We start from the raw sequence: 20,699 nt of genomic DNA, 5'->3' as shown, positions 1-20,699 counted from the left end.
AGCATCAAAGTGGCCGAAAAAACCATTCGCATAGGAACCCGCGACAGCCAATTAGCACTTTGGCAAGCCAATACGGTTCAAAAACAACTCGAAGATTTAGGATATAAAACCGAAATTGTTGCCGTTAAATCAGATGGCGATATCATTTTGGATAAACCGCTTTACGAACTCGGAATAACCGGAATTTTTACCAAAACCTTAGACATTGCGATGATAAATGGGCAAGTAGATATTGCGGTGCATTCGATGAAAGATGTGCCAACCACTTTACCAAAAGGAATCGTGCAGGCAGCAGTTTTAGAACGCGCCAATGTATTGGATATTCTGGTTCACAAAGGCAATCTTGATTTCCTTAATTCCGAAGCGACAATCGCCACCGGAAGTTTACGTCGTCAGGCACAATGGTGGAATAAATATCCAAATCACACTGTTGTAGATTTACGCGGAAACGTGAATACAAGAATGCAAAAGTTACATGATAATGATTGGAGTGGAGCCGTTTTTGCCGCAGCAGGTTTGGAACGGATTAATCTAAAATCGGATAATTTTATCAATTTGGATTGGATGGTTCCGGCGCCTGCACAAGGTGCAATGGTTATAGTTGCAATGGAAAATGATGTATTTACTATTGACGCAGTTTCGCAACTCAACGATATCGAAACAGAAATTTGCACGTATATCGAAAGGCAATTTTTGCGAACACTCGAAGGCGGTTGTACAGCACCAATCGGAGCTTTAGCAAAATATAATGAACATGACGACACGATAGATTTCAAAGGAGTTTTGTTATCCATCGATGGAAAACAAAAACTTGAAATCGTCAAAGCTGTCGATATTTCGGAATGGAAGAAATTAGGATTCAATGCAGCTCAGGAAATTTTAAAAAATGGAGGAGCTGAATTGATGAAAAAAATCAAAAACGAATTGAAAAAGTAATGCAAAATCAAATTCGCATAGTATCAACAAAGAAGCTTTCAGAAAGACAAAAGCAACAACTGTTGAGTGCGGATTTTTCAGTTTTTGAAGCGGATTTTATCAGCATTCAAAACAAGGATTTTAAAATTGAAACAATAAACGACTATCTGATTTTTACAAGTCAAAATGCAGTCGAAAGCGTTCTTACAAATAAAAAGTTAGCTGAAATAAAAAGCAGAAAGTGTTTTTGTGTTGGTGAAAAAACGAAAGCTTTATTAGAAGAAAATGGTTTTGAAGTTGTCGCCGATGCTGATTATGCTGCCGAATTAGCGTCACTTATATGTAACCAATATTCGAAAAACAGTTTCACCTTTTTTTGCGGAAATATCCGCAGAGACTTTTTGCCCGATGCATTGCGATTGGTTGAAATCAAGTTAGATGAAGTTGAGGTCTACGAAACGGTTTTGACTACGCACAAAATTGCTTTCGAACCAGATGCAATATTGTTTTTCAGTCCATCCGGAGTTAAAAGTTATTTGCTGGAAAATAAAATTGAAGATGAAAATTGCTTCTGCATTGGCAACTCAACAGCCGAAGCATTAAAATATGTAACGCCAAACCGAATTATAGCCAATCAGCCAACAATCGAAAGCGTGATAATGAAATGTATAGAAAATTATAAAAACTAAATAAATGCTGACAGCTAACAGCTGACAGCTTAAAGCTAAAAGATGATTAAAAACGACCTTTTTTTAAGAGCCTTAAATAACGAAACTGTAGAACGTCCACCAGTTTGGATGATGCGTCAGGCAGGAAGATATTTACCTGAATTTCGTGCTTTGCGCGACAAATACGATTTCTTCACCCGTTGCGAAACTCCTGAATTAGCTGCAGAAATTACAGTGCAGCCAATCCGAATTGTAAAACCGGATGCCGCAATTTTGTTTTCGGATATTTTGGTCGTGCCAAGAGCGATGGGAATTCACGTTGAACTTAAAGACAATTTGGGACCAATAATTCCAAACCCAATCCGAACCATGGAAGATGTGAATAAAACCTTTGTTCCGGATGTTAACGAGACTTTAGGTTACGTTTTTGACGCCATAAAATTGACGAAAGAAATGCTGAATGATGAGGTTCCGTTAATTGGTTTTGCAGGTTCACCTTGGACGATTTTTTGTTATGCTGTCGAGGGTAAAGGTTCCAAAAGTTTTGATACAGCCAAAGGATTTTGCTTTTCGAATCCGGTTGCTGCTCATACTTTATTGCAAAAAATTACAGATACCACAATTTTATATTTAAAAGAAAAAGTAAAAGCGGGTTGCAACGCAATTCAGGTTTTCGATTCGTGGGGCGGAATGTTATCACCTGTTGATTACAACGAATTTTCATGGCCCTATATCAACCAAATCGTTGAAGCTTTAGCCGAAGACACAAAGGTTATCGTATTCGGAAAAGGGTGTTGGTTTGCTCTAAATGATATGGCAAAATCAAAGGCATCAGCACTTGGTGTTGACTGGACTTGCTCGGCAAGAAATGCAAGATATTTATCAGGAGGAAGAATTACACTGCAAGGAAATTTCGACCCGAGCCGTTTACTATCACCAATTCCAACCATCAAAAAAATGGTGCATCAAATGATAGACGAATTCGGGAAAGACAATTATATCGTAAACCTTGGTCACGGAATTTTACCAAACATTCCGGTAGATCACGCGAAAGCGTTTATCGAAGCGGTTAAGGAATATAATCAGTAGGCAGTCCCAGTCCCAGTTTTCAGTTTCAATTCTGCGACTGAATACTGCGACTGAAAACTAATTATAATGAAGAACAAATTTTATACATACATCCTCCAACTCCAAGACCAAATCTGCTCCGGATTAGAAGCAGTTGATGGTGTTGCCAAATTTCGTGAAGATATTTGGGAACGTCCCGAAGGCGGTGGCGGAAGAACACGTGTGATTGAAAATGGGGAAGTCTTTGAAAAAGGCGGCGTAAACATTTCAGCAGTTCATGGCAAATTACCCGAAGCCATGCAAAAGATGTTCAACGTTGGCGAAGCCGATTTTTTTGCCTGTGGATTAAGTTTAGTAATTCATCCTAAAAGTCCAATGGTGCCAACAGTGCATGCTAATTGGAGATACTTTGAAATGTATGATGATAATGGAAATGTAATAAACTCTTGGTTTGGTGGCGGACAAGATTTAACGCCTTATTATCTGTTTGAAGAAGATGCGAAACATTTTCATCAAACCTGTAAAACAGCTTGTGACAAACATAATCCTGATTTCTATCCAAAATATAAAAAGCAATGCGATGGCTATTTCTGGAACGCACACCGGAACGAAGCACGCGGAGTAGGTGGTTTGTTTTTCGATTATTGCAAAGAAACAGAAAGCATGAAAATGTTAGATTGGTACAACTTTGTAACTGAAGTCGGCAACAGTTTCCTCGAAGCCTATCTTCCTATAGTTGAAAGAAGAAAAGATTTAACCTATACAGCAGCACAAAAAACCTGGCAGGAAATCCGTCGTGGTCGTTACGTCGAATTCAATTTGGTTCACGATAAAGGAACTTTATTTGGATTAAAAACAAACGGCAGAATCGAATCTATTTTGATGAGTTTGCCACCATATGTGCAATGGGTTTATGACCATCATCCGGAAGCAAATAGCGAGGAAGAAAAATTAATTAAAGTATTAGAAAATCCAGTTGATTGGATAGCCCCCTAACCCCCGAAGGGGGGACTTCGAAAAACTAAATAATATGCAGAGTAATTCAAAATAATAACTAAAAACCTATTGACCCCTAATAGGAATTCCCCCTTCGGGGGTTAGGGGGCTTAATTATGTTCCCATTACAAAGAGGCAGAAGATTACGCGTTAACGAAAGCATTCGTTCCTTAGTTCGCGAAACAACATTAAGTCCAAGCGATTTTATGTTCCCAATGTTCATCGCCGAAGGCGAAAACTATAAATCAGAAATTCCATCCATGCCGGGAATATTTCGTCGTTCATTAGACTTAACCGTTGAAGAAGTAAAAGAAATTTACGCTCTGGGAATCCGTGCCGTAAACATCTATGTAAAAGTCGATGAAAGCCTAAAAGACAACACCGGAAAAGAAGCGTGGAATCCAAACGGATTGATGCAGCAAGCTATCAAAGCCATCAAAGCCGCTTGTCCCGAAATGATTGTTATGCCTGATGTAGCTCTCGATCCATATTCAATTTACGGTCACGACGGAATTATAGAAAACGGTGATATTGCCAACGATGCAACCAACGAAGCTTTGGTAAAAATGGCTGTTTCGCACGCACAAGCCGGAGCCGATTTTGTTGCACCAAGTGACATGATGGATGGACGTGTTTTACGATTGCGTCAAGGTTTAGACGCAGCCGGATTTTCGAATGTTGGTATCATGAGTTATTCTGCTAAATATGCTTCAGCGTTTTATGGTCCGTTTCGCGATGCTTTAGACAGTGCGCCAAGAGAAGCTGATGTCGAAGTTCCAAAAGATAAAAAGACCTACCAAATGGATTACGCCAACCGCATCGAAGCTGTCAAAGAAGCGCTTATGGATGTAGAAGAAGGCGCCGACATGGTCATGGTAAAACCCGGAATTGCGTATTTAGATATTGTTCGTGAAGTCAAAAATGCGGTCAATGTTCCGGTAACGGTTTTCCATGTTTCGGGCGAATATGCTATGATTAAAGCGGCTTCCGAAAGAGGTTGGCTCGACCATGACAAAATCATGATGGAGCAATTGATGTGCATTAAACGTGCAGGTGCCAGTTTGATTTCGACCTATTTTGCCAAAGAAGCAGCAATTTTATTGAACAAGTAAAATCATCCTGAGCTAGCCTTTACGGAGTGAAGAAGAAGTATCGAAGGAAGGAGCGAAAGGCTCGGGCTTTATCAGTTATCCATATTCCTGCTGTCCGCACTACAAGGTAGTTCGCTCCCATCGGGGCTAATTAAAAAACGTATTGAATTTTTGTAATCCATGAAAAACATTTATTTACTATTAATTATTGCAATGTTCACATTCGTGTCTTGCAAAAATGACAATCAGGAAAGTTTTGACAAACCAACCAATAACGAAGTAACCAAAAAAATTTCGGGTCAGGAACTTTTTGAAGGCGAAGGAAATTGCATCGCCTGCCACAAACCCGACCAAAAAATAATCGGACCAAGTCTGCAGGAAATTGCTAAAATCTACAAAGAAAAAAACGCAAGCATTGTGCTATTCCTAAAAGAAGAAAGCGACCCAATTATCGACCCAAGTCAGTACGACATTATGAAAACCAATTTCGCCATCACCAAAAGCATGAGCGATGACCAATTGAAAGCCTTAGAGGATTACATCTATACTTTTTCGAAATAAATCTTTGTGAACTTTGTGCCTTCTTCGTGTTCTTTGTGGTTAAATAACTAACTTTATCCAATGGAAACAGCTTTCATAGAATCACCACTCGGAATCACCAAAATCGTTGGAGACGAAAAAGGCATTTCCGAAATTTCTGTTTTAAGCGAAGGCACAGTTTCGAAAAAAATTCCACCACAACTCAAGGAATGCGTTTCCCAACTTAAAGAATATTTTAATGGGCAACGAAACCAATTCGACTTCAAACTAAATCCACAAGGGACCGATTTTCAGCAAAAAGTTTGGCAGGAATTGTTGAATATTCCTTTTGGGAAAACCATATCCTATCTCGATTTATCCAAAAAAATCGGCGATGTAAAAGCCATACGAGCAGTGGCTTCAGCCAACGGAAGAAATCCGCTTTGGATTGTTGTTCCATGTCATCGCGTAATTGGAACCGATGGTTCGTTAACCGGTTATGCCGGCGGTTTGTGGCGCAAAAAATGGTTGTTAGAACATGAAAGTCCATCACAACAGCAATCACTTTTTTAAAATTTTTCTTTCATATTTGAATTACATTATTTAATTTTAGTCGGTAAATTCCTAAATTTATTCAAAATGATAGAAAAAATAAATCTCAATAACATCCTTTTTCTCGATATTGAAACTGTTCCCGAAGAAGAAAACTTTCTTTCTTTGGATGATGATATGAAACAGCTTTGGGAACAAAAAACACAGTACCAAAGACGTGACGAATTTACTCCGGATGAGTTTTACGACCGCGCCGGAATTTGGGCTGAGTTTGGAAAAATTGTCTGTATTTCGGTTGGCTATTTTGTCAATAAAGGCGATATTAGAAATTTTAGAGTTACTTCATTTTTTGGTGAAGAGAAAAAGATTTTAAAGGATTTTTCTAATTTATTGGACAATCACTTTAATCAGGCACAGCATGTTTTGTGTGGCCATAACGCCAAGGAATTTGACATTCCGTTTATTGCCCGAAGAATGATAATTAACCAAATTGCTATTCCGAACAAACTGAATTTATTTGGTAAAAAACCATGGGAAATTCCACATTTAGACACATTGGAGTTGTGGAAATTTGGCGACTACAAACATTTCACTTCATTAAAATTATTAACTAAAATTCTCGGAATTCCATCACCAAAAGGTGATATCGACGGAAGTCAGGTGGCATACGTTTATTATGTCGAAAAAGACATTGACAGAATTGTAATCTATTGCGAGAAAGATGTTATTGCCGTAGCACAAATCTTCCTCCGACTGCGACGGGAAGATTTATTGATTGACGATGAAATTATTCATGTATAAAAAAAGCCTCGATTTAATCGAGGCTTTTTTACGTAGTTTTAGTTTCTTCTCAAGACTATCTTTTTAGTAATCGATCCCAAATCATTTTGTATAGTAACTAAATAAATTCCGTCCTGAAGATTTTCAATTCCAAATGAAGTAGTCACTTGGTTGGTATCTTTTGAAAGAATTTGTCTTCCCTGCAAGTCGTATAAATTTATAGTTGCTTTATCTGTCAATTCCGGAATCGAAACATTCACGATACCTTTAGTTGGGTTTGGATAAACACTACTATTCAAAATTGGATTCGTAGCAACGGATAACGCGACTTGAACCCGGCATAAGTTAATGCTGAAGCTATCAATAGTTCCACCATCTTCATTGTTGTGATCAAAAACTTTTAAAATCCATTGACCATCAGCAGGCAAAGTGTTTAAATCGCTTAAAGGACTAACAGGCGAAATATTTCCTGACACAGCCGGAATTCCGGTACAAGCCGGAGCATCACCATCATCATCCATAGTACAAACGATATCTTGATTATCCCCACATGGAATATCCAATAAAGTAAAAACAGGACTTCCAATAGCAGCAGGACCTTCAAGGGTTACGGTTATATCTCCAATCCACGTATGTGTAATACCCATATTTACATTAATGTCTCCAATGGTATAGCCTCCGGTAATTGTTAACGGAACACTTGCTTCTGAGTTTGGAATAGTATCAATAAAATTATTTGAAAAATCAGTTGCCGTAAACGTTTGGTCACATGATAATGTTCCGGTGTCAAATGAGTAAACAGTCGCATTCGCCGCGGAACCGGTTCCACAATCATTAGAAGGAATTACTCTCCAATAATATCTAGTTGCCTGACTTAGTCCGGTAATTTGGTATTCATTAGCAGTTACAAAATCTTCAGTTACTAAAGTTGTAAAGATTGGAGATGTTGAAACCTGAATCCTATAGAGTTGGGCATTTGGTTGACTATTCCACTCTAAATTTGTAGTAGTTGACATTCCGTTTTGACCATTTGTTGGACTTTGCAAAGCTACCGGTTGGAAAGTTGCATTGAATACGCGTAACGACTTATATCTGGTTTCGGTTTCAGTAGCACCTGTTCCTCTGATTCCAACAAAATATTCATTAGGCGTAACATTTGTCAGGCCTGAAATTGTCATAGTAACTGTTCCGTTAGCACTTAAAGTAGCCGGAGAAAACGAAGCAGTTGCTCCACTTGGCAAATCAACTGCTGAAAATGATGTTGTCCCTGAACCTGTTTGAGAATAGTTAAAAGTATAAACGGCATTTTGACTAGCACAAACAGTTAAATTATCTGAGGTTGAATTAATTGCAAAAGCTGAGCTGATACCGGTAATAACCAAAGAATATTTTTGACTTCCAGTCACTAAAGTTCCTTTAGAAGTTACAGTAATGGTATATTCTCCGGCAGTTGGTGTGTTAATTTTTACCTGTTCAACATTATCTACAGCATTATCTCCTGTTCTTACTGCCGGTAAGCTTGGATCAGAATTTAATTTCCAAGGGAAATAGGTTGTGGCGTTTCTTGTTATTCTAATATCTAAATCATTTACTAAGGCAGGAGTTGGATCATTTGCAGGTAAACCTCCACTTCCGTTGTTTACTTCACCAGGTAAATCTGTCCAGGTAATCGAGGCAATTAAAGGAGTAGTTCCGTTTGAATTCACATTCATAGTGAAAACTTGTCCCGTGTTTAAATTTTCTTCCGAAATCCATGAAGTTAATCCGTTAGAAGTAATTGTTTCAGCTGCCTTTTTAGCATTTAATAATCCCCATCCAAAATTAGCATCAGGACCTGGATTTCCTGCGTCATCAGCAGTATGACAAGCTAAACCTTTTAGTGTAGCAGCACGCATAAAGCTATTGGTTACATTTTTATAATGTTGCTGAATTAAAACTAAAGTTCCGGCAACATTTGGCGAAGCCATAGATGTACCAGACATAATAGTTGTAGCTGTGTTGCTTGTATTTGATGTTGAGGTTAAACTTGATCCGTTCCCTGTAATATCCGGTTTTACTCTAAAATCATCTGTTGGTCCTTGGCTGCTAAATGAACTGATGGTTATGGTCGAGGTATCAACTGTCCCGTTGCTTTGCGTAGAAACATCTTCGCAACTGGCGACAACTAAATTATTTTTAGCAGTTTTATTAGAAGTTAGTTTGTCATATTCAAATAAAATTGGTTCAGCATTATTCTCATTTTGACCATCATTTCCTGCCGACATTACTGGTAAAAAATAGGGCGCATTGTAAGCAAGTTCATCCCAAACATAAGCTTCAGAAGTATAAGCACCAATGAACCATGCAGGCAATGTTTCACCGTTACTTGTGATAGGAACACCATAAGAGTGATTAGAGATAAGCATTCCAAGTTGTGCTTCTGAAATAGCTTCAGAATCGTCAGAATTCCAGTCGAATGTTCTGGCATTAGCTTGATACGCCATGCCTTTTACAGAAGCTGGGCTAGCAGCGGCAACCATAGTTCCACAAACGTGTGTTGCATGTGCAACAGTTGATGTGCTTGTCGGGTTGTCAATTACAGCAACCCTTCCGCCAAAAGCAGTATGGCTAGCTCTAACATTTCCACCGTCCCATACTCTGGCAACCATTCCCTGGCCATTTAAAGTTAAACCTAAAGAACCTCCTGAATTTAAGTGATTGGCTCTGGTAGATCTTGCGGCATTTACATTTTGTGTGGAATAATAAAGAGGGAAACCATCTGCAGTAAGTCTCATTAATTCAGAAAAATTTCCATCAGCATCTTTGATAATAAGTGGCCAATTTTTACTTAAAGCAACAGCAATGGCTTTTCGCTTATCAGCCTGTTCTTTTTTTCTGTAAAAGTCTTCTGTTTTTTTCAATTTTACCAAATCATAGTTGGCAATAATTTTTTTGACATCTTCCTGTGATTGCCCAAAAACAGTACACGAAACAAAAAAAATTGTTAGGAATAAGAAGTAATTCTTTTTCATAATTTTATAGAAATGAATATTTTATAACTAAAAGTCAGCAAATATATAAACACTAGGTTAATATTAATGTTTTATTGAAAAATAATCAGATAAATTTAGCTTTTGTTTAATAGGTTGTAACTGCAGCAATAAAATTTGAACTTAATTTTTTAATTCAAAATCGATAAATGCTATATTTACAAAAAAACAACTTATGGTTTTAAGTAGATTTTGGCTGGCTATTTTTGTTTCCTCTATAGCTTTTGTAATATTCAGTTTGTCTATCGGAAGCAGCTATACTATTGACAATGTTCTCAATGGAAAAAAAGATGATCCGATTTTAATTTCCGAAAAGTATTTGGAACAACTGCCAAAATTTATCATGGACAGCATCAAAAAAGCGCCTGAACAGACCATGATTATCAATAGGGATACTCTCAATGCAGATACTACTTATGTTTATAAAGCTAAGACTGTTAAAATTTATTCGGGCATTCAAAAATCGGATGGATTGTTGCCAACCTGCAAGAGCAGTTTACTCGATTTAATCCTTCCATTGATTGCGTATTTGGCATTTTTCTGCGGATTAATGCAACTCTTAATCATTTCAGGAGCCTCAGAAAAATTGGCTAAAGCATTGAGTCCGGTTTTTGTAAAAGTGTTTCCGAGTATTCCAAAAGACCATCCATCTATATCCTACATGACCTTGAATTTTGCAGCAAATTTCCTTGGATTAGATTCCGCTGCAACACCATTTGGATTAAAAGCAATGGAAAGTTTACAAGAAATAAATCCTGAAAAAGACAAAGCAAGTGATGCACAAATTATGTTTATGTGTTTGCACGCTTCGGGACTTACCTTAATAGCAACTTCTATTATTGGTTACAGAGCTGCGGCCAACGCAACGAACCCTGCGGATGTAATGTTGCCGTGTATTATTACCTCTTTTATAGGTACAATTGCGGCGTTTCTTATTGTTGGAATCAAGCAGAAAATTAATTTCAAAAGTGCCTCTTTGGTTGTGGTCCTGATGGGATTAATTGCGGCTATAGTTGGTTTGTTGATGTACGTGAACCAGTTGGATTTAATTGGAAAAAATTATTTTACCTCTAATCTTTCGGCTTTGATATTAGTGGTGATTATTGCTTTTACTTTGATATTTTCCTTTGTTAAAGAGAAGAAATTTGTTGAAGCAAAAACTACTGTTTTTGATGCTTTTGTTTCGGGAGCGAATAATGGCGTTAAAACAGGAGTTACTATTTTCCCTTATGTATTGGGAATGTTAGTTGCCATATCTTTATTTAGAAACAGCGGTTTATTTGAAATTATTAGTAATTGGATAGCGTTTGGTTTTTCTAATATGGGAGTGAGTAAAGGAATTACGGATGCGTTACCCGTTGCCATCCTTCGTCCTTTTAGTTCCGCAGGATCAAGAGGCTTTTTGATTGATTCGATGAATACATTTGGAGCCGATTCCTTAACGGGAAGATTAAGCAGTATTTTTCAATGTAGTGCCGAAAGCACATTTTATGTAATTGCGGTTTACTTTGGAAGTATCAATGTGAAGAATACACGCTACACACTTGGAACCATGCTTTTGGTAGATTTGATTTGTGTGATTACCGCAATCTTCGTAGCAATCTGGTTTTTTTAAATAGTAAAATGGAAAAACTCCTTTTCTTAGCGCTAATACCATTTTTGTTTTCCTGTAAAGATGGTAAGAACCCAATCAATGAAATTCCTGATCAGTTTCACAGCACAGGTAAATTAGCGGGTATTGATACTTTGCACCTATATGATAATGTATTAAAAGTAGATACTTTAGTCTTTGAAAAATTTAAGAAATTAAATATTGCAGACAAGGTTTTAGCGGTTGCACTGAAAACGGGATATTCAAAAGACAGTATTGAAATTACTTCATGCAGGCTTGATTTTTATCTTAAGAACAAGTTATTGCAATGTATTCCGGTGAATACCTACACCAGCCATGAAGATCCAATGTGGTCGCTATATGAAGATGTTTTTATAAATGGAAAAAGCAAAAAAGCAGATAATCGTTTCTTTGAAATATCTTATGGTGTTCCAGCTTGTGGCTTTACTCAGTCTAACTTTTTACTCTTTGTAGAAAACCATGATTTTCAATTGGTCTCAAAATATGACTCAGTAGGAGATGGACCGTATAGTGACTATTTCGGATTTGAGCCGCATTTTGTTGGTGATACTGTTTTGTATTTTACTTCAAAGAGAATTGTAGTCAGTGGTGATGAGTCAAAACCCTATAATGAGGAAAATGAGGATTTCGTAATTGCATTTTCAGATTCAACTCTTTACACATTAAACCATGGCAAATGGTCGGGTAAGCTCAAAACGCCTAAAGGCAAACCTTTTAGAAAAGAATTCAAAACATACAGGGAACTGTTTCCGCCGGAATAAGTAATTTTACAGCTTAATAATTTATTCAAAATATGTCTTTCAACGAAACCTTTTCCGATTTTTATAACAATGTCAAGTCGAGTTTGGCTGATGGAACTTTTGCCAAATTAACCTTAGCAAAAACTATTGGGAATACCGATTTGATGAATATTTATGTTCGCCCAATTGTAGAAGGCGGCATTTTGAAAATGGAACTTAAATACAAATTCCAGCAAGAGGAAGTAGTCGAAATTAACACTATTGATGCGGCTCGCGATAAGTTGGTTACTTACATAAATAATCCATTTATGTCGGCAATATTATTCACCACCGAATTTGATTTGACCTATAAACTGAATAAAAAACGAGCAGTCAGCATCACTGAAAAAGTGAATACTTTTGGCAATGCTTCAGAAGTTTTATTGGATTATCTTAATCGATAACCATCTCCGGAATTTCTCCTTCAATGATTAAATCGGCTTCAGTCGAAGCGATAATGTGTTCTACAGAAACGCCTGGTGCGCGTTCTAAAAGTTTGAACCCTTTTGGCGTTATTTCTAAAACGGCAAGTTCAGTAACCACTTTTTTAACACAGCCAACACCGGTTAATGGCAACGTACAACGTTTTAATATTTTGCTTTCTCCGGCTTTGTTCACGTGCATCATGGCAACAATTATGTTTTCGGCAGAAGCCACTAAATCCATTGCGCCGCCCATTCCTTTAACCATTTTTCCCGGAATTTTCCAGTTGGCAATGTCGCCGTTTTCGGCAACTTCCATCGCACCAAGAATGGTTAAATCTACTTTTTGACTGCGAATCATACCAAAGCTAAAAGCCGAATCAAAGAAACTTGCTCCGGGTAAAGTCGTGATTGTCTGTTTTCCGGCATTGATGATATCGGCATCTTCTTCACCTTCAAAAGGAAATGGCCCCATTCCGAGCACACCGTTTTCACTTTGAAATTCAACAGATATATCGGTACGAACATAATTGGCAACCAAAGTTGGGATACCAATTCCAAGATTTACAAAGTATTTATCTTTTACTTCTTTGGCTATTCTTTTTGCGATGTCGTTTTTATCTAAAGCCATGATTAGTCTCTTTTTCTTGTGGTACGTTGCTCAATTCTTTTCTCAAATTTTTCACCTTTGAAGATTCTTTGAACCATAATTCCGGGAATGTGAATTTGATTTGGGTCTAATGATCCAACAGGGACTAATTCTTCTACTTCGGCGATGGTTATTTTTCCGGCACCGGCCATACAGGCATTGAAGTTTCGGGCGGTTCCTTTGAAAATTAAGTTTCCGGCTTCGTCGCCTTTCCAGGCTTTTACGATGGAGAAGTCGGCTTTATAGGCTAACTCCATTATGTGCATTTTTCCGTTGAATTCACGAGATTCTTTTCCTTCGGCGACTTCGGTTCCGTAACCCGCTGGTGTGAAGAAAGCCGGAATTCCGGCTTGAGCGGCGCGGCATTTTTCGGCTAAAGTTCCTTGTGGCGTCAGTTCGACATCTAATTCTCCTGAAAGCATTTGACGTTCGAATTCGGCGTTTTCTCCGACATAGGAAGAAATCATTTTTTTGATTTGTCTTTTTTGAAGCAGTAATCCAAGTCCAAAATCATCTACACCTGCATTGTTTGAAATACAGGTTAATCCGGTAACTTCTTTTTTTACCAATTCGGCTATACTGTTTTCGGGAATTCCGCAAAGACCAAAGCCACCGAGCATGATAGTCATGTTGTTTTCGATGCCTTGCAGTGCTTCTTGAACAGAATTTACTTTTTTGTTAATCATGATTAGTTGTTTAATCTGAACTGGTTCAGATTCTGTTGTATTTTATGCTTGTTTTTTTCTAGCCCGGATTCCTTCGGCAGTCACTTCGTTCGTGTGGAACGGCATCCTTTTGCGAAGCAAAAGATACAGTGGAAAGCCGGATTAGCTCCTAATTTTTACAATCCGAATTCTTCTGTGTTTTGTTCATCTTCAGGTGCAACCGCTGTAGAGTCATTTTCAACTTTTGGCGGAGACCAACAATCTACTTTTATGGAGAGGTTGTCGGGTCTTTGGAACGGATCTTTTGAAACCTGGAGGTCTTTGTCTTCGTAACATTTTTTCATCATATAACCCCAAATAGGTAAGGCTGCTGTTGCTCCTTGGCCATAAGTAATCCCTTTGAAACGCGCTGAACGGTCTTCGCAGCCTACCCAGACACCTGTTACCAGATTAGGCACCATCCCGATAAACCAACCGTCAGATTGATTTTGTGAGGTTCCCGTTTTTCCTGCAATTGGGTTGGTAAACATGTACGGATAGCCCGTCCATCGATTGTCACCGCTTCCTCCACCTTGGGTTCGCAAGCGCACACCTGAGCCACTTTCGGTCACACCTTCCAACAGTTTAATAACCGCATAGGCAATGTCTTTATTCAGAACATCATGGGTTTCAGGAACCGGTTCGTAAAGTACTACACCATTTTTATCCTCAATTCGGCTGATGAATTGCGGCTTAATATAAACGCCCTGATTGGCAAACGTGCTGTAGGCCGCAACCATATCTTCCACAGTAATTTCTACGGCACCTAACGCAATCGAAGGCTGGTTAGGAATATCTGATTTCACGCCTAATTTTTTAGTCAAAGAAGCAACGGCTTCAGGGCCGGTTTTGTCAATTAATTTAGCCGAAACCGTGTTGATGGAAAGAGCAAGTGCTCTTTTCAAAGTTACCATTCCACGGTATTGATGGTCAGAGTTTTTAGGTTCCCAATCTTCGGTTACATTATGTCTTCCTTTGTGAATCATAAATGGGCTGTCGATGATGGAATCGCATGGTGACATTCCTAATTGTTCAATGGCGGTAGCATATACAAACGGTTTGAAAGTCGAACCTACTTGTCTTGCACCTTGTCCAACGTGGTCGTATTGAAAATATTTATAATCGATTCCGCCAACCCAGGCTTTGATGTGACCGGTTTGCGGTTCCATAGACATCAATCCTGCCTGAAGGAAATGTTTGTAATAACGTATGGAATCCATAGGTGTCATCAAGGTGTCAATTTCACCTTTCCATGAAAAGATTTTCATTTTGGTTTTGACATTAAACGAAGCGATGATTTCCTCTTCTGTTTTGTCCATATCCTTCATCACTCTCCAACGCTCAGAATTTTTCATAGCTTGGTTGATGATGCGTTTGGTTTCCTCGGGAGTAATATTTACAAAAGGAGCATTTTTATTGTCTTTTTGCTGAGCGAAAAATTCCTGCTGCAGATTTTTCATGTGCGCCTGAACCGCTTCTTCGGCATGCTCCTGAATTTTTGAATCGATGGTGGTGTAGATTTTTAGACCATCGCTGTAAATATCCCAATCGCTTCCGTCTGGTTTTTTATTTTCTTTCGCCCAATTTTTCATGTATTCGCGAAGGAATTCACGGAAATAAGTAGCTGTTCCTTCTTTGTGACTTTCGGGATGAAAGTGTAAAACGATAGGTTGAGCAGCTAATTTATCCTTAGTTGCTTTATCTAAAATTCCGTTTCTAACCATTTGGCCTAAAACCGTGTTTCTTCGCAAACGCACTTTTTCCAATCGGCGTAACGGATTGTATAAAGATGGATTTTTAAGCATCCCAACGAACATTGCGGCTTCGTCTACAGTTAAATCGCGTGGTTCTTTTCCGAAATAGACTTTTGCTGCTGAACGAATTCCGACTGCTGTATTTACGAAATCGGCTTTGTTTAAATACATGGCAATGATTTCGTTTTTGGTGTATTGACGTTCTAATTTAACGGCGATAATCCATTCTTTTACTTTTTGGATTACACGGAAAAGTTTAAAAGTTGAGCCTTCGCCATGGAATAAAAGTTTAGCTAATTGCTGGGTTAATGTACTTGCTCCACCATCTGAACCTAATTTTAATACAGCGCCCAAAGTTCTTTTGGCGTCAATTCCCGAGTGCTCATAAAAACGCTCATCTTCGGTAGCGACTAATGCTTTTACTAAATGTGGTGGTAAATCTTCGTATTTTATTGGCGTTCTGTTTTCGTTGTAAAATTTCCCAATCGTTACACCGTCAGAAGAAATAACTTCGGTTGCCAGGTTTGATTCCGGATTTTCTAAATCTTCAAACGAAGGCATGTTTCCGAAAAATCCCCAGGAAGCCAAAGTGAAAAATAAAGCCATTACTCCAAGTCCATAAAAGAACAATTTCCAAAATTTCTTTTGGTAATACTTTATGTCTTTAATCGGAGTGTTATTTTTTTGTGCCATAATTTTATTCTGTAGATTCTATTCTAAAGCCAACATCCGAAATTCCGGGAAGCGCTGTTACGCCTTCAATTTTTCCGGTTTGTCTGGTTGCCTGTTGGATGTGAATTTTATAAATTCCTTTTTGGGTAAAGTTTACTTTGTCTTTATAAAAAAGCTTACTTTCCTTGATATCCGAAAAGCCTTCGCCAAGCAATGTGCCGTCAGGATTTGTCATTTGGTATTCGAGTGTGTCGACTTTTACCTTTCTGTTAGGCTGCTCCAAAGAAACAATCAGAAATAAATTATTGAATGGATAATCGTCGTTATCTCTAATATTTACATACAAATTAAAAAACTTTTTCGGGTCTAATTTTGGCAATTCGAAAGTTACGATGCTGTCTTTATGCCAAGCCTTTCCAACCGATTTATACTCGTCAAAAACCCTTTTCTTATCACAAGAAATAATCAAAAGAAGTAGTAAAATAAAAAGGATGCTATTCTTTATTTTCATTCTTTTTTATAATTATAGGTTTTTTGTTTTCCTGTTTAGCTTCGCTCCGTTCGCTTGTGGCTCGGGTCTTGTTTTGATCTTGTTTTGCTTTGTTTGGTTGCGCATTTGATTGTCCTTGTCCTTTATTCTGGGTTTGATTCTGATTTGACTTCGTCTTGTTCGCCTGCTGCTCGGGTGAAACCTTGTTTTTATTTCTGTTTCTGTTTTTATTTTTGCTCTTTTTTGGTTGGTCAAATCGGGTCAGACTTTCTTGTCCCATAGCATTGTTAAAATCTTTTTCGGGTTCAGCTACCGTTTCGATTGCAAAATCTTCTAGAGAACTTACCTTTTTGCCTTGCTTGTTTTCGGCAATTATTTCTTTAACCTGTTCGATATTCAACACATGCCAATTGGCAAAACTATCCGTATAGGCAAACCACATCAGCCCTTTAAAAATATCTTGTTTTTGACAAACAGCGTCGCCTTTTTCAGTTTTTAATTTGGTTTCAAAATCAGGGAAACCTTTTAAAGCATCTAGATAGGTGTCTAATTCGTAGTTCAAGCAGCATTTTAATTTACCACATTGTCCGGCTAATTTTTGTGGATTAAGCGATAACTGTTGGTAACGTGCTGCTGAAGTATTTACGCTTCGGAAATCGGTCAGCCATGTTGAACAACATAATTCTCTACCACAAGAGCCAATACCACCAAGTCGAGAAGCTTCCTGTCGTAAGCCAACTTGTTTCATCTCAATTCGGGTATTGAATACACGAGAATAATCTTTGATTAAAAGTCTGAAATCAACCCGGTCGTTTGCAGTGTAATAGAAAATTACTTTGGAACCATCACCTTGATATTCTACATCTGAAATTTTCATTTCGAGTTTGTGGACAATAGCTAATTCACGTGCTTTTACCTGCATTGCTGCTTCCTTGTCACGTGCATCGCTCCAAATATCGATGTCTTTTTGAGATGCTTTTCGGTATATTTTCGGAATATCGGTGCTGTTGTAATTCACCCCTTTTTTCTTCATTTGAATCTTTACCAATTCTCCGGTAAGTGTTACAATTCCCACGTCGTGACCTGGAGAAGCTTCAGTAGCTACAATATCACCAATGCTTAGAGAGAGTTTTTCGGTATTTCGAAAAAATTCTTTTCTTCCGTTTTTGAAGCGTACTTCAACACAGTCGAAAGCGGTTTCTCCGTTGGGCAAACTCATATTGGCCAACCAATCAAAAACCGTTAATTTGTTGCAGCTATCGGTGCCGCAAGTCCCATTATTTTTGCATCCTCTTGGTGCACTACCGTCAGATGTTGAACAACTTTGACAAGCCATAATTATATATAGAGCGTTGCGAAAAGCAACTTATAATTCATATAAACGTTAAAAGTGTAAAGATAGTATTTTTTGAAGTTTTAAAAATTCTTTTCTCAGAATTTGATTCTATTTGTTTTGATAGAGAAAAAGCCTTTATTTTGGCATTCAACTTTAAAATCTTTTAAATGAAAAAAATTAAATTAGCGATATTGGCTATTCTCTCAGGCTTTATGTTTTCTTGCTCTTCAGATGATGGCCCAACTACTTCCGGAGAACTAACAGGGAAATGGTACTACAAAGAGTATCTAGTAGCTGGTGAAACTATTCCCTATGATGACCATGAAGTATGCGGAAAAGATTATATTCAATTCAATGCCGACGGAACAGGTCTTAATGTAGATGTTTGGAGTTGTACAGAGGATGTAGCATTTTTTACTTACACTAGATCAGGTAACAACATTACCGTTACTTCTGATGGACAATCAGATACAGCTAGAATTACGGAGCTTTCGTCAACTACTTTAAAAGTAAAAGTCACTTATGATTTTGATGGTGATGGAGATGATGAATCTGTAATTGAAGTATTTACTAAGAGCTAAATAAAAAGCCGACTATTTAAGTCGGCTTTTTTAATGTAATTATTCAAGAATCTTAAATAATTTATCAGATAAGCGAATTCTAAAAGGTAAATTCATGGTGACTTTATCACCAACTTTTGCATGGGTATTTTCACTTCCGTTGACAAACATTTTTTCAACAACAATTTCCTGATTTCCTGTAGTTGGCCCCGAAATTAAGATTTTATCACCAATGGTTAATTCCTGATTTTCGATACTAAAAAGCCCAACTTGCGCTTTTACATAGTAATGTTCGGCTTTGCCTATCAGTGTTTTTTTGATTTTAATTTTTTGACGAATATCCTTGGGTTTTTCTACTATTGCCAAAGATTTATCTGAAAGTTCGCCCGAATGTTTAAATAATAATTTATCCGATTTCCCTTTTCTGAAAATCATGTTGCCGTTTTTTACGCCACGTCTTAATTTCACTTGGTCAGCCAATGACATGTGAATGATTTCCTGACATTCGGTTGAGCAACAGTTTTCCATTGCTGCTTTGCATTCATCACATTGAATAAATAACAAATGACAACCTTCGTTTTCACAATTAGTGTGATTGTCGCAGGGTTTTCCGCATTGATGGCATTGCGAAACGATATCGTCGGTAATTCTTTCGCCTAATCTATGGTCGAAAACGAAATTCTTTCCAATGAATTTGCTTTCAAGATTTTCTTCTTTTATCTGTTTGGCGTAATTGATAATTCCACCTTCCAACTGATAAACATTCTTAAAACCTTGATGTTTGAAATAAGCCGAAGCTTTTTCGCAACGGATTCCGCCAGTGCAATACATCACAAGATTTTTATCTTCTTTAAAATCTTTTAATTGCTCGTTGATAATTGGCAAACTTTCTCTGAAAGTCTCAACATCGGGAGTAATCGCACCTTTAAAATGACCAATTTCACTTTCGTAGTGATTTCTGAAATCGACCACAATTGTATTTGGATTTTCCAAAATCTCGTTGAATTCTTTTGCTTTTAAATGTACGCCAATATTGGTAACATCGAAGGTTTCGTCATTCAAACCATCGGCTACAATTTTGTCTCGGACTTTTACCGTCAGTTTCAAAAAAGAGTGGTCATCTTGTTCTACGGCAACATTAAGGCGAATGCCTTTCATAAAATCATAAGCTTCTAAAGTTTTTCTAAAAGCTTCAATATTTTCTGCCGGAACAGACATTTGAGCATTGATTCCTTCTTTGGCTACATAAGTTCGCCCAAGAGCATCGAGCTTGTTCCATTCGATAAATAAATTGTCGCGAAATTGTTTTGGGTCTTCAATTTTGGCATACGCATAGAAAGACAAAGTAAGTCTTTGTTTGCCGGCTTGGTCAATAAGTTCGGCCCTTTCTTCTGCGCTTAAGGTGTTATACAGTTGCATGCTATAAACGTTTAAGTGAGAAATAATGATGAACTCTAAATGGAAGAATTCGCGGCAAAGATAATAAAATAAGTTAAAAGGGATTAGGGACAAGGGATAAGTAAAATCAATTCCTTATCCCTTATGCCTCTTCCCTTATCCCTTAAAAAAATTAAATTAAATAACCTTTTAGAACTATATCCAAAAGGTTTCTTTAGATTTTTTTTAACAGATTAACAGAATTCCGCGTAAGCGTCTCTTAAGTTTTCGGCAATCATTTCTGCAGGACGACCTTCTATGTGGTGACGTTCTAACATGTGCACCAATTCGCCGTTTTTGAACAAAGCCATACTTGGCGATGATGGTGGGAAAGGAAACATGTGCTGACGCGCTGCATCAACAGCTTCTTTGTCAACACCGGCAAAAACCGTTACCAAATGGTCTGGTTTTTTAGCGCCATCTAAACTCATTTTTGCTCCAGGGCGAGCGTTTCTTGCAGCACAACCGCAAACTGAATTTACAACTACTAGTGTTGTGCCTTCTGCTTTTATTGCATTTTCTACATCATGAGCAGTATGTAATTCTTGAAAACCAGCTTGTGAAAGCTCGGCTTTCATTGGTAATACCATTTCTTCTGGATACATATTTTTTTATTTATGAATTATGAATTGCTAATTAGGATAT

At 37.7% G+C, this 20,699-nt stretch carries 20 protein-coding genes; 12 read left to right on the top strand and 8 right to left on the bottom strand.

Annotation, left to right across the window (positions count from 1 at the left end; translation table 11 throughout):
- Window positions 1-9: 9 nt before the first annotated feature.
- The 8 genes from hemC to L1S35_RS08485 all read left to right on the top strand — a co-directional run bounded on the left by hemC (window position 10) and on the right by L1S35_RS08485 (window position 6,610).
- On the top strand, window positions 10-936 hold the full coding sequence (gene hemC / locus L1S35_RS08520; RefSeq protein ID WP_236399334.1) for a hydroxymethylbilane synthase: 927 nt from the start codon (window positions 10-12) through the stop codon (window positions 934-936).
- Complete coding sequence (locus L1S35_RS08515; RefSeq protein WP_236399330.1) at window positions 936-1,604, top strand: uroporphyrinogen-III synthase; 669 nt, start codon at window positions 936-938, stop codon at window positions 1,602-1,604. Before hemC ends, L1S35_RS08515 begins: the two co-directional genes overlap by 1 nt.
- 42 nt (window positions 1,605-1,646) lie before the next feature.
- Complete coding sequence (gene hemE / locus L1S35_RS08510) at window positions 1,647-2,672, top strand: uroporphyrinogen decarboxylase (RefSeq protein ID WP_236399327.1); 1,026 nt, start codon at window positions 1,647-1,649, stop codon at window positions 2,670-2,672.
- Between the two features lie 66 nt (window positions 2,673-2,738).
- Window positions 2,739-3,647, top strand: coding sequence for an oxygen-dependent coproporphyrinogen oxidase (hemF, locus tag L1S35_RS08505; protein ID WP_236399324.1), 909 nt, complete (start codon window positions 2,739-2,741; stop codon window positions 3,645-3,647).
- 116 nt (window positions 3,648-3,763) lie between these two features.
- Entirely contained in the window at window positions 3,764-4,759 is a 996-nt protein-coding gene (hemB, locus tag L1S35_RS08500) for a porphobilinogen synthase (RefSeq protein ID WP_236399321.1), read from the top strand.
- A 159-nt stretch (window positions 4,760-4,918) separates the two neighbouring features.
- Window positions 4,919-5,299 carry a c-type cytochrome gene (locus tag L1S35_RS08495; protein ID WP_236399318.1) on the top strand — a complete coding sequence of 127 codons (381 nt, stop codon included), beginning with the start codon at window positions 4,919-4,921 and terminating at the stop codon, window positions 5,297-5,299.
- Between the two features lie 60 nt (window positions 5,300-5,359).
- On the top strand, window positions 5,360-5,830 hold the full coding sequence (locus L1S35_RS08490; RefSeq protein ID WP_236399316.1) for a methylated-DNA--[protein]-cysteine S-methyltransferase: 471 nt from the start codon (window positions 5,360-5,362) through the stop codon (window positions 5,828-5,830).
- Window positions 5,831-5,896: 66 nt separating this feature from the next.
- Entirely contained in the window at window positions 5,897-6,610 is a 714-nt protein-coding gene (locus L1S35_RS08485; protein WP_236399313.1) for a 3'-5' exonuclease, read from the top strand.
- 38 nt (window positions 6,611-6,648) lie between these two features.
- Here the strand turns inward: L1S35_RS08485 and L1S35_RS08480 are convergent, their stop codons facing one another.
- Window positions 6,649-9,600 (bottom strand): S8 family serine peptidase, encoded by a 2,952-nt coding sequence (locus tag L1S35_RS08480; protein WP_236399312.1) that lies wholly within the window; start codon window positions 9,598-9,600, stop codon window positions 6,649-6,651.
- Window positions 9,601-9,793: 193 nt separating this feature from the next.
- Here L1S35_RS08480 and L1S35_RS08475 point away from each other — a divergent pair, with 193 nt between their 5' ends.
- Genes L1S35_RS08475 through L1S35_RS08465 form a run of 3 tightly spaced genes read left to right on the top strand, consistent with a single transcriptional unit; the run spans window position 9,794 to window position 12,434 of the window.
- Window positions 9,794-11,233: a spore maturation protein gene (locus tag L1S35_RS08475; RefSeq protein ID WP_236399309.1), complete on the top strand. Its 1,440-nt coding sequence runs from the start codon at window positions 9,794-9,796 to the stop codon at window positions 11,231-11,233.
- Window positions 11,234-11,241: 8 nt separating this feature from the next.
- Window positions 11,242-12,012, top strand: coding sequence for a hypothetical protein (locus tag L1S35_RS08470; RefSeq protein ID WP_236399306.1), 771 nt, complete (start codon window positions 11,242-11,244; stop codon window positions 12,010-12,012).
- A gap of 32 nt (window positions 12,013-12,044) precedes the next feature.
- A complete protein-coding gene (locus tag L1S35_RS08465) occupies window positions 12,045-12,434 on the top strand; it encodes a hypothetical protein (RefSeq protein WP_236399303.1) in 390 nt (129 codons plus the stop codon).
- Here the strand turns inward: L1S35_RS08465 and L1S35_RS08460 are convergent.
- From L1S35_RS08460 to L1S35_RS08440, 5 genes are all read right to left on the bottom strand, one after another.
- Window positions 12,424-13,083 (bottom strand): 3-oxoacid CoA-transferase subunit B, encoded by a 660-nt coding sequence (locus L1S35_RS08460; RefSeq protein WP_236399301.1) that lies wholly within the window; start codon window positions 13,081-13,083, stop codon window positions 12,424-12,426. The genes L1S35_RS08465 and L1S35_RS08460 overlap by 11 nt on opposite strands.
- A gap of 2 nt (window positions 13,084-13,085) precedes the next feature.
- Window positions 13,086-13,787 carry a CoA transferase subunit A gene (locus L1S35_RS08455; protein WP_236399297.1) on the bottom strand — a complete coding sequence of 234 codons (702 nt, stop codon included), beginning with the start codon at window positions 13,785-13,787 and terminating at the stop codon, window positions 13,086-13,088.
- A gap of 155 nt (window positions 13,788-13,942) precedes the next feature.
- Window positions 13,943-16,252 (bottom strand): penicillin-binding protein 1A, encoded by a 2,310-nt coding sequence (locus L1S35_RS08450; RefSeq protein ID WP_236399294.1) that lies wholly within the window; start codon window positions 16,250-16,252, stop codon window positions 13,943-13,945.
- A 4-nt stretch (window positions 16,253-16,256) separates the two neighbouring features.
- Window positions 16,257-16,742: a gliding motility lipoprotein GldH gene (locus L1S35_RS08445; RefSeq protein WP_236399290.1), complete on the bottom strand. Its 486-nt coding sequence runs from the start codon at window positions 16,740-16,742 to the stop codon at window positions 16,257-16,259.
- Complete coding sequence (locus L1S35_RS08440) at window positions 16,726-18,057, bottom strand: PSP1 domain-containing protein (RefSeq protein ID WP_236399288.1); 1,332 nt, start codon at window positions 18,055-18,057, stop codon at window positions 16,726-16,728. The genes L1S35_RS08445 and L1S35_RS08440 overlap by 17 nt, the downstream gene beginning before the upstream one ends.
- A gap of 167 nt (window positions 18,058-18,224) precedes the next feature.
- Between L1S35_RS08440 and L1S35_RS08435 the strand changes: the two genes are divergently transcribed.
- Complete coding sequence (locus L1S35_RS08435) at window positions 18,225-18,638, top strand: lipocalin-like domain-containing protein (RefSeq protein WP_236399285.1); 414 nt, start codon at window positions 18,225-18,227, stop codon at window positions 18,636-18,638.
- A 39-nt stretch (window positions 18,639-18,677) separates the two neighbouring features.
- Here the strand turns inward: L1S35_RS08435 and trhO are convergent, their stop codons facing one another.
- Window positions 18,678-20,036 (bottom strand): oxygen-dependent tRNA uridine(34) hydroxylase TrhO, encoded by a 1,359-nt coding sequence (gene trhO / locus L1S35_RS08430; protein WP_236399282.1) that lies wholly within the window; start codon window positions 20,034-20,036, stop codon window positions 18,678-18,680.
- A 212-nt stretch (window positions 20,037-20,248) separates the two neighbouring features.
- Entirely contained in the window at window positions 20,249-20,659 is a 411-nt protein-coding gene (locus tag L1S35_RS08425; protein ID WP_236399280.1) for a BrxA/BrxB family bacilliredoxin, read from the bottom strand.
- Between the last annotated feature and the right edge of the window lie 40 nt (window positions 20,660-20,699).

Source organism: Flavobacterium anseongense (genome assembly GCF_021608185.1).
GTDB lineage: Bacteria > Bacteroidota > Bacteroidia > Flavobacteriales > Flavobacteriaceae > Flavobacterium > Flavobacterium anseongense.
This window is presented reverse-complemented; position numbering and strand designations above follow the sequence as displayed.